Origin of the sequence: Mesorhizobium sp. M7A.F.Ca.AU.001.01.1.1 (genome assembly GCF_004022735.1) — a bacterium.
Taxonomy (GTDB): domain Bacteria; phylum Pseudomonadota; class Alphaproteobacteria; order Rhizobiales; family Rhizobiaceae; genus Mesorhizobium; species Mesorhizobium ciceri.
In genome coordinates this window covers 1-5779 of record NZ_RZPF01000418.1, presented here as the reverse complement: position 1 = coordinate 5779, position 5779 = coordinate 1, and the positions used below count along the sequence as shown (strand labels likewise).

Annotated in this window: 5 protein-coding genes; 3 read left to right on the top strand and 2 right to left on the bottom strand. The window is 60.7% G+C overall.

The window, feature by feature from the left end; translation table 11 throughout:
- Positions 1-1112: NAD(P)H-hydrate epimerase (locus EN884_RS22920; protein ID WP_128360748.1), on the bottom strand; the 1112-nt coding region annotated here is incomplete at its 3' end.
- A 358-nt stretch (positions 1113-1470) separates the two neighbouring features.
- Here EN884_RS22920 and EN884_RS22915 point away from each other — a divergent pair.
- Entirely contained in the window at positions 1471-1809 is a 339-nt protein-coding gene (locus EN884_RS22915; RefSeq protein ID WP_006205430.1) for a P-II family nitrogen regulator, read from the top strand.
- Between the two features lie 65 nt (positions 1810-1874).
- Positions 1875-3284, top strand: coding sequence for a type I glutamate--ammonia ligase (gene glnA / locus EN884_RS22910; RefSeq protein WP_013531452.1), 1410 nt, complete (start codon positions 1875-1877; stop codon positions 3282-3284).
- Positions 3285-4022: 738 nt separating this feature from the next.
- On the opposite strand, the gene EN884_RS22900 is transcribed toward glnA, so the two are convergent.
- Positions 4023-5063, bottom strand: coding sequence for a glutamine synthetase beta-grasp domain-containing protein (locus EN884_RS22900; RefSeq protein ID WP_013531450.1), 1041 nt, complete (start codon positions 5061-5063; stop codon positions 4023-4025).
- A gap of 316 nt (positions 5064-5379) precedes the next feature.
- Here EN884_RS22900 and EN884_RS22895 point away from each other — a divergent pair, with 316 nt between their 5' ends.
- Positions 5380-5577, top strand: a complete 198-nt coding sequence (locus EN884_RS22895) for a DUF2735 domain-containing protein (RefSeq protein WP_063168063.1) — start codon at positions 5380-5382, stop codon at positions 5575-5577.
- The last annotated feature ends 202 nt before the right edge of the window (positions 5578-5779 follow it).

Here is a 5779-nt window from a genome sequence, read left to right as displayed (position 1 = left end):
GCTTCGAACAGCGCCTGAGGCTGATGGGCCAGCGACGTGATGGCGTCGGCATCAAGAACCATCGCACTGGCGTGGTTCGCGGTCGCCTCGTCGCGTGCTTCCTCCTCCAAAGCCTTGATCAGCTGCAGGGCGAAATCGCCGACCTTGGGCTTTGGCCCAAGCCCCGGTCCGAACACCAGCGCCCCGGGATGGCGCACCGTTAGAAATTCCTGCACCTCCTCGAGCGAGCCCGCCTCGCGCAGCATGATCGAGGTCAGGTGAATCGCGTTCACCTGCATGGCGTTGCCAGGCGACAGCACGGTGACCGCCCCTGCCCCGCTTCTGGCGGCGGCCAGCGCCGACAGCCGCGCCGCGCCCGTAGCACTGGGACCGCCGGAAAAGACGCCGACATGGCCGCGCTTGTATTTGTGCGCATCCACCGTCGGCACCGGAAATTCCTGCAACCACAGGTCCGGCACATTCTCGAAGGTCGAGACGGCGAGCTGGGCGATAATGCCGTCGCCGATGCCGATATCGGCGAGCACGATCTCACCGCATTGCCCGCGCCCCGGCAGCAGCAGGTGGCCAGGCTTTTTCCGCGCGAAGGTGATGGTGACCTCGGCACGAAACGCCCTGCCCAATATGTCACCGCTCCTTCCAGAGACGCCGGACGGCAGGTCGACCGCGACCACGGGCAGGCTCAGGGCTGTCACTGTATCGATGGCTTTCGCGGCGTCGCCGGACAGCGGCTTCGACAGCCCCGCCCCATAGAGCGCGTCGATCACGATCGAGCCAGGCTTGGCGTCAAAGTCAGACAGCGGCCGGGGCTTGATCGGGCATTCCGCGGCGGCGAGCGCCGCATCGCTTTTCGGCCTCGGCGCGCCGGATGCCCAGACCGATGTGCCGACGCCGCTGCCGGCCAGGATGCGGGCAACGACATAGCCATCGCCGCCATTGTTGCCGGGCCCGCACAGCACATGGATGTGCTTTGCCGAGGGGTAGCGCTTGAGAACCTCGGCCGCGACCGCTCCACCAGCGCGCCGCATCAGGCCGATGCCGTCGGCTGGGCCGGCGGCAATCGTCAGCCGATCGGCCTCGCTCATTTCGGCCGGGGAAAGAAGTTCGTTGCTCATGGATTGCCGATCCGCATGCGATCAAGCATTGTCCGATTTCGATCCTAAGCAAACAAGGGGGAGTTGCCGAGATCTGCAGCCATAACGTTGGCACGAAAGCATCGCGGGCAGAAAATTGCCTGGGGGATAGGCAATATGCCCGATTTTTGTGCGGACGTGGGTGCTGGCGCTGTGTAGGCTCTGGCAGTCCATGCCGCTTCCGGTGCAGCGAATGACGCGAATTTGCATCCCGGTGCGGCGCGGCTTTGAAATCTTATGAGACCGCTTAGAATCCGCTGAATTGGCACAGTTCGTGCTTGATGGAGGCGCAAGCGGGGGGTCACAACCCGTTTTTTTGGCAGTGGAGGCCACTTTTTACATGAAAAAGATCGAAGCGATCATCAAGCCATTCAAGCTCGACGAAGTGAAGGAAGCGCTTCAGGAGGCCGGACTGCAAGGCATCACCGTCACCGAAGCAAAAGGCTTCGGTCGTCAGAAGGGCCACACCGAACTCTACCGCGGCGCCGAATATGTCGTCGACTTCCTGCCCAAGGTGAAGATCGAGGTCGTGCTTGGCGACGACGCGGTCGAAGGTGCGATCGAGGCCATCCGCAAGGCGGCCCAGACCGGTCGTATCGGCGACGGCAAGATCTTCGTTTCCAATATCGAGGAAGTCGTGCGTATACGCACCGGCGAAACGGGCATGGACGCGGTCTGACCGACCGCGCCATCCTCCCGAAAAACGTCATCATCAAAAAAAGTCATCACACAGGGATACATGACATGACGACAGCCAAAGACATCATGAAGCAGATCAAGGACAACGACGTGAAATTCGTCGACCTGCGCTTCACGGACCCGAAGGGCAAGCTGCAGCACGTGACGATGGATGTCATCGAGGTCGAGGAAGACATGTTCGCCGATGGCGTGATGTTCGACGGCTCGTCGATTGCCGGCTGGAAGGCCATCAACGAGTCCGACATGGTGCTGATGCCCGATCCGGAAACGGTCCACATGGACCCGTTTTTCGCGCAGTCGACCATGGTCATCCTGTGCGACATCCTCGATCCGGTTTCGGGTGAATCCTACAACCGCGATCCGCGCGGTACGGCCAAGAAGGCCGAGGCCTACATGAAGGCCGAAGGCATCGGCGACACCATCTTTGTCGGCCCGGAAGCCGAATTCTTCGTGTTCGACGATGTGAAGTACAAGGCGGATCCCTACAACACCGGATTCAAGCTCGACTCCACGGAATTGCCGTCGAACGACGACACCGATTATGAGACCGGCAATCTCGGCCACCGTCCGCGCATCAAGGGCGGCTACTTCCCGGTGCCGCCGATCGACAGCGCGCAGGACATGCGCTCGGAAATGCTGACCGTGCTCGCCGAGATGGGCGTGCGCGTCGAAAAGCATCACCATGAGGTGGCGGCGGCTCAGCACGAACTCGGCATCAAGTTCGACGCGCTGGTGCGCAACGCCGACAAGATGCTGATCTACAAGTATGTCGTCCACCAGGTCGCCAACGCCTACGGCAAGACGGCAACCTTCATGCCGAAGCCGATCTTCGGCGACAACGGCTCGGGCATGCACGTCCACATGTCGATCTGGAAGAACGGCAAGCCGACCTTCGCCGGCAATGAATACGCCGGTCTGTCGGAAAGCTGCCTGTTCTTCATCGGCGGCGTCATCAAGCATGCCAAGGCGATCAACGCCTTCACCAACCCGCTGACCAATTCCTACAAGCGCCTGGTGCCGGGTTACGAAGCGCCGGTTCTGCTCGCCTATTCGGCGCGCAACCGCTCGGCTTCCTGCCGTATCCCGTTCGGCTCGTCGCCGAAGGCCAAGCGCGTCGAGGTCCGCTTCCCCGATCCGGGCGCGAACCCCTACCTCGCCTTCTCAGCGCTGCTGATGGCCGGCCTCGACGGCATAAAGAACAAGATCCATCCCGGCCAGCCGATGGACAAGGATCTCTACGACCTGCCGCCGAAGGAGCTGAAGAAGATCCCGACCGTCTGCGGCTCGCTGCGTGAAGCCCTGCAGAGCCTCGACAAGGACCGCGGCTTCCTGAAAGCCGGCGGCGTCTTCGACGACGACCAGATCGACAGCTATATCGAGCTGAAGATGGCCGAAGTGATGCGCTTCGAAATGACCCCGCATCCGGTCGAGTACGACATGTACTACTCCGTCTGAGATTCAATCTCGGTCCAAGATTAGCTATAATGCTCAAGCCCTTGAAAGACGTCCCTCTTTCAAGGGCTTTTTGCTGCGCTCCAATAGGATTGCCAGCCGACCGGCATGCCTCGCCTGCACGGCAGCCGCGCATGGACAGCCGTATCCGCCTTTCGTCTTCGACGATCATAGGATGCCCGGATTCTTGGACCTACGGTCCATCGGAGCGGCCGGCTTTTGAGCGCGTCGCTTCAATCACAACTCGGCGGTGTTCAGTAAATGATCAAGGGAGGCGGTTCGGCCGCCAACGTCGGAGCCAGGAGCGAGCGGAGCACTGTCTCAGGCTACAGTGACCGCTCGTCCGGCGCCCACGCCAATGCCGCCGTTCAAGAAAACCCCGCCCGTCCGAACAGCATTGCGTGACGTAACCCCAAGGCCAGCGAATACGCATGCCGTAGCGTGATCTGTCAACGCCGCCAGCCGGGTGGCGAATGACCGATTCCGTTGTATGAACAGATGCTTATGGAAGATCCATCGCCCCGGACAAGGGCTGGAAAAAGGCGGTTTTCCGGGCTTTCTGGCGAGTGATCGCCGCAGACCCGCACGGCTGCGGCCGGAACTCACGGGCGATTAGCGACCGCCGGAACTGCCTGACTTTTTCTGGGTATGTTTTACCGGGAATGCAGTCCGCCGGGTAACGGCCAAAAAAGAACCCCGGCGCGAAACGCCGGGGTCCTCTTGTCATACAGTCCGAAACACTTACGCGGCGGCTGAAACCTGAGCGCTTGCCGGAACCGAGGCGATCGTCTTCAGGATTTGCGAGGCGATCTGGTAGGGGTCGCCCTGCGAGTTCGGACGGCGGTCTTCCAGATAACCCTTATAGTCGCTCTTGATGAAGGAATGCGGCACGCGGATCGAGGCGCCACGGTCGGCAATGCCATAGCTGAACCGGTTCCACGGCGCGGTCTCGTGCTTGCCGGTCAAACGCTTGTCGTTGTCCGGGCCGTAGACGGCGATGTGATCCATCAGGTTCTTGTCGAAGGCCGCCATCAGCGCTTCGAAATAGGCTTTGCCGCCGACTTCGCGCATATAGGCGGTCGAGAAGTTGGCGTGCATGCCAGAGCCGTTCCAGTCGGTGTCTCCGAGCGGCTTGCAGTGGTATTCGATGTCGATGCCGTATTTCTCGGTCAGGCGCTGCAGGAGGTAGCGGGCCATCCACATCTGGTCGGCGGCCTTCTTGGAGCCCTTGCCGAAAATCTGGAATTCCCATTGGCCTTTGGCCACTTCGGCGTTGATGCCTTCGTGGTTGATGCCGGCGGCGAGGCAGAGGTCGAGATGCTCCTCGACGATCTGACGCGCGACGGAGCCGACATTGGAATAGCCGACGCCGGTGTAGTACGGGCCCTGGGGTGCGGGATAGCCGCTCTCGGGGAAGCCGAGCGGGCGACCGTCCTTGTAGAAGAAATATTCCTGCTCGAAGCCGAACCAGGCGCCCTCGTCATCGAGGATGGTGGCGCGCTTGTTTGAGGCATGCGGCGTGACACCATCGGGCATCATGACTTCGCACATGACCAGCACGCCGTTGGTGCGGGCGGGATCCGGATAGACCGCAACCGGCTTCAGCACGCAATCGGAGCTGTGCCCTTCGGCCTGCTGGGTCGAGGAACCATCGAAGCCCCACAGCGGCAGCTGCTCGAGTTCAGGGAATTCGGCGAATTCCTTGATCTGCGTCTTGCCGCGAAGGTTGGGGACCGGGGTATATCCATCGAGCCAGATATACTCGAGCTTGTATTTCGTCATTCTAGCCTCTCGTTGCTTGATCACCGAACACTGAACGGCGTCGACATGCGTCTGCCGTCAGCAGCTGGCCTGCCGCACACTTAAAATGCAATTCGTGTGCCATTCTTGGTCCGGAGGGTGCGACAAAATTGACGCGGCATCCACCGGAAGTCGGTGAGCCGCCTAAGCAATGCGCCCGGATCCATCACGGTCCTTATTTGCACAAATAGTGTGCAAATGCTGATCTTTTCATAGGCATATTGCCTAACTTGATTGCAGACCTTATCTTCGGGCCAAGTTGAATCGAAAAGGTTCGGCGGAAGAAAGGAACCCGGCAATGGAAGTCATTTCCACACGACCGTCGGCCAAAATTTTGATGTTCCCGGCGGCAGCACGCCTCTCTGCCTCAAATTTGAGCGGAAAGGCTAAGTTTGCGGCAGAGCTTGCCTCGCTGCGTGGTGCCCGCGCGGATTTCGGCGACGGCTGGTACCATGAGGCAGCCATCGAGGAAGAGGCCCGGGGCCGCAAGAGCTGACACAAAGGGCAGCAGCCCTCGCCAACGAATTGGCCTGAAAAGAAAAAGCCCGGCGCGATCGTTCGCGCCGGGCTTTCTTTTGAACGCTGGGGCTGCCTACTCCTTGGCGTGCAGGTCGGTGCCGAGCGTATCCTTGACGAAGATCATGCCGATGACCAGCGTTATAGCCGCGATCACCACCGGGTACCAAAGGCCATAGTAG

What these genes read in the sequence shown, in the direction of transcription:
- EN884_RS22915 (WP_006205430.1), top strand. Translation starts at nt 1,471, where the DNA reads ATGAAAAAGATCGAAGCGATCATCAAGCCATTCAAGCTCGACGAAGTG.
- glnA (WP_013531452.1), top strand. Translation starts at nt 1,875, where the DNA reads ATGACGACAGCCAAAGACATCATGAAGCAGATCAAGGACAACGACGTG.
- EN884_RS22900 (WP_013531450.1), bottom strand. Translation starts at nt 5,063, where the DNA reads ATGACGAAATACAAGCTCGAGTATATCTGGCTCGATGGATATACCCCG.
- EN884_RS22895 (WP_063168063.1), top strand. Translation starts at nt 5,380, where the DNA reads ATGGAAGTCATTTCCACACGACCGTCGGCCAAAATTTTGATGTTCCCG.